Source organism: bacterium (assembly GCA_030655055.1).
GTDB lineage: Bacteria > Edwardsbacteria > AC1 > AC1 > EtOH8 > UBA5202.
The window spans coordinates 1-2,874 of sequence record JAURWH010000057.1; the positions used below are offsets into that span (position 1 = coordinate 1).

At 55.8% G+C, this 2,874-nt stretch carries 4 protein-coding genes; all 4 read left to right on the forward strand.

The window, feature by feature from the left end; all coding sequences use genetic code 11:
• Positions 1–680, forward strand: a 680-nt coding sequence (locus tag Q7U71_02715; protein ID MDO9390665.1) for a sigma 54-interacting transcriptional regulator, incomplete at its 5' end; no start/stop codon positions are given.
• Positions 658–1,767: a glycosyltransferase family 9 protein gene (locus Q7U71_02720; GenBank protein MDO9390666.1), complete on the forward strand. Its 1,110-nt coding sequence runs from the start codon at positions 658–660 to the stop codon at positions 1,765–1,767. The genes Q7U71_02715 and Q7U71_02720, both read left to right, overlap by 23 nt.
• Positions 1,764–2,654, forward strand: a complete 891-nt coding sequence (locus tag Q7U71_02725) for a glycosyltransferase (protein MDO9390667.1) — start codon at positions 1,764–1,766, stop codon at positions 2,652–2,654. Before Q7U71_02720 ends, Q7U71_02725 begins: the two co-directional genes overlap by 4 nt.
• On the forward strand, positions 2,654–2,874 hold a 221-nt coding region (locus tag Q7U71_02730), incomplete at its 3' end, for a radical SAM protein (GenBank protein ID MDO9390668.1). The genes Q7U71_02725 and Q7U71_02730, both read left to right, overlap by 1 nt.

A 2,874-nucleotide genomic window follows, 5' to 3' on the forward strand; every position in this document is an offset into this window, starting at 1 on the left:
TGGGCCTGTTCGAGATGGCCGATGGCGGCACTTTCTTTCTGGACGAGATCGGCGATATCTCCCCGGCCATTCAGGCCAAGCTTTTGCGGGTGCTGCAGGACGGCGAGATGCGCAGGGTAGGGGATACCCAGAGCATCCGGGTCGATGTCCGGGTGATCTCGGCCACCAACCGGGACCTGATCCAGGAGGTAAAATCGGGCCGGTTCCGGGAGGACCTTTTCTACCGCCTTAATGTGGTGACCATCAACCTGCCCAGCCTGCGGGAAAGGCAGAGCGACATTCCGCTGCTTTGCCGGCATTTCCTTCAGACCGCCCCCGCCGCCAAGTCCAAAGGCATCGACCAGATAGAGAACAAAGCCCTGGCCGTTCTGATGGATTACGGCTGGCCGGGAAACATCCGGGAACTGGAAAACGTCATTTCCTATGCCGTGGTGATGGCCAAGGGCCAGACCATCCGCCTGGAAGATCTTCCGGATCAGATCAAAACAGTCAGGTCCGGACCTGCCGCCGTGGTTTCCGGCCAGTCCATGAGGGAGATGGAGAAGAACCTGATCATCGCCACCTTAAAATCATGCCAGGGCAACCGCCGCCAGACGGCGGATCAGCTGGGGATCAGCCTGCGCACCCTGCAATACAAACTTAAAGAACTGAAGCACGATGATGCCGTTTCCCAAGCCTGATTGCCGGCATTTTCTGGGCTACAAGCCCTGCCCGCTCAACCCGGACTGCCGATCGTGCCGTGAGTACCGTCCCTGGAAGGGGAATATACTGCTGATCAAGACCGCTGCCAAGGGTGATGTATTGCGCACCACTCCTTTGGCTGCGGCTTTAAAACAAAAATACCCCCTAAGCCGCCTTACCTGGCTGACTGCCCCGGATGCCATGCCATTGCTGGAGGGGAACCCCCACATCGACAGACTGCTGGCCTATACCCTGGGATCAACGGTGGAAATATTATCCCAAAGATATGACCTGGCGGTCTGCCTGGACAAGGAACCCCATCTGGCCGGTCTGGCCTCGCAGGTCCGGGCCGGGCGCAAATGCGGATTTGGGTTGGGATCACTCGGTCAATTGATCCCCTTGAACGCAGGGTCAAAATACATCTATAATCTGGGACTATCGGACCGGCTTAAGTTTAAGGTGAACCAAAAAAGTTATCAGCAGCTGATCCTCGAGGCCTGCGGACTTAAATACCGGCAGCAGCAGTACGTGCTTGATCTTACCGGCGAAGAATTTTCCTGGGCAAAGGATCATTTGCATAAATTCCCCCGGTTGAAGGGCAAAAAGCATCTGGTGGGGATCAACACCGGAACCGGCCGGGCCTTTCCCACCAAAAGCTGGCCCAAAGATCATTTCGTCAAGCTGGGAAGGCTTTTGGCCGGGCATAAAGACATCGGCTTGCTGCTGTTGGGCGGCCCCGAAGAGACCCAGCTGAACCAGGCCATCGCCAGAAGCTGCCCCGGCTTCATCAATCCCGGGACCAGCCTGGAATTGCGCCAGTTTGCGGCGGTCATCAGCGCCCTGGACCTGCTGGTCAGCGCCGATACTTTGGGCATGCATTCGGGGATCGCTTTGGGCCGAAGAACGGTGGCCCTGTTCGGTCCCACCTGCAGCCAGGAAATAGACCTGTACAAAAAAGGCGAAAAACTTTCGGCCGGGGCAAAGTGCTCTCCCTGCTATAAAGCTTATTGTCACGATCTCGTCTGCATGTCAGGGCTGACCCCGGAATCCGTCCGGGATTCGGTGTTAAGGACATTGTCCTTATGAAATTTTCGATCGGCATACCGTGTTATAACGAGGCGGCCAATATTGAAAAACTTTTGGACCGCCTTTTAATGTTTGATTCATCCGGTTACATCCTGGAGGAAATCAACGTCATTGCCTCCGGCTGCACCGACGGCACTCCGGACATTGTCAGTAAAAAGATGAAAGCTGATCACCGGATCCGCCTGCTGGTGCAGGAAAGCAGGGAGGGAAAGGCTTCGGCGGTCAATTTGTTCATCAGCAGTTCCGTTTCCCCTATTCTGGTAATGTTAAGCGGAGATATTCTGCCCCGGCCAGGAGCGCTGGAGGAAATGCTCAAGGCATTTGACGACCCCAAAACCGGTGTGGCGGCCGGGCAGATCATACCACTGAACGATCCCGGTGATTTCATCGGTTATTATGTTGGCTTGTTCTGGAGGCTGCATCACCGGCTGGCTTTGAACGGTTTCAAGGCCGGAGAGGCGGTGGCCTTCCGGAAGGTGATCGACGGGATCCCGGTGGACACAGCAACTGACGAGACCTGGATAGTGATGCAGGTCCTGGAAAAGGGATTTAAAAGCAGGTATGTTCCCGGAGCGGTATTTTACAACCGCGGCCCGGAGAACCTGGCCGATTTCTTCAAGGTCCGCCGCCGGCACCTGATAGGCTACCATCATATGAAAATACTGAGGCCGGACTGGAAGCTTCCCGATACCATGAACAATCTAAAAGTGCTGGCCCTGCTTAAAGACGAACTGTCTTGGTCGCCCCGCCGGCTGGCCTTTTTAGCCGGGGCGGTTTCCCTGGAAGCCCTGGCCAGGCTTTTGGCCTGGATCGATTTCCATGTACTGAAAAGAAATCCTTTCATCTGGCCCATGGCCTCTTCCACCAAGCAGATCGGGGGCCGCTGATGAACTTGTTCACGGCCCAGATACTTTACCGGCTTTTCCGGGCCACCGGCCGGCCAAAGGTATTACCCTTCAATTATACAATCAGCCTGACCACCCGCTGCAATTACCGCTGCGCAACCTGCCGCATCTGGGATGAGCCGGTCCCGGAACTTGCCGTTGAAGATTATACGAAGATATTCAAATCACTGGGCCAATCTCCCTATTGGGTGACGTTTTCCGG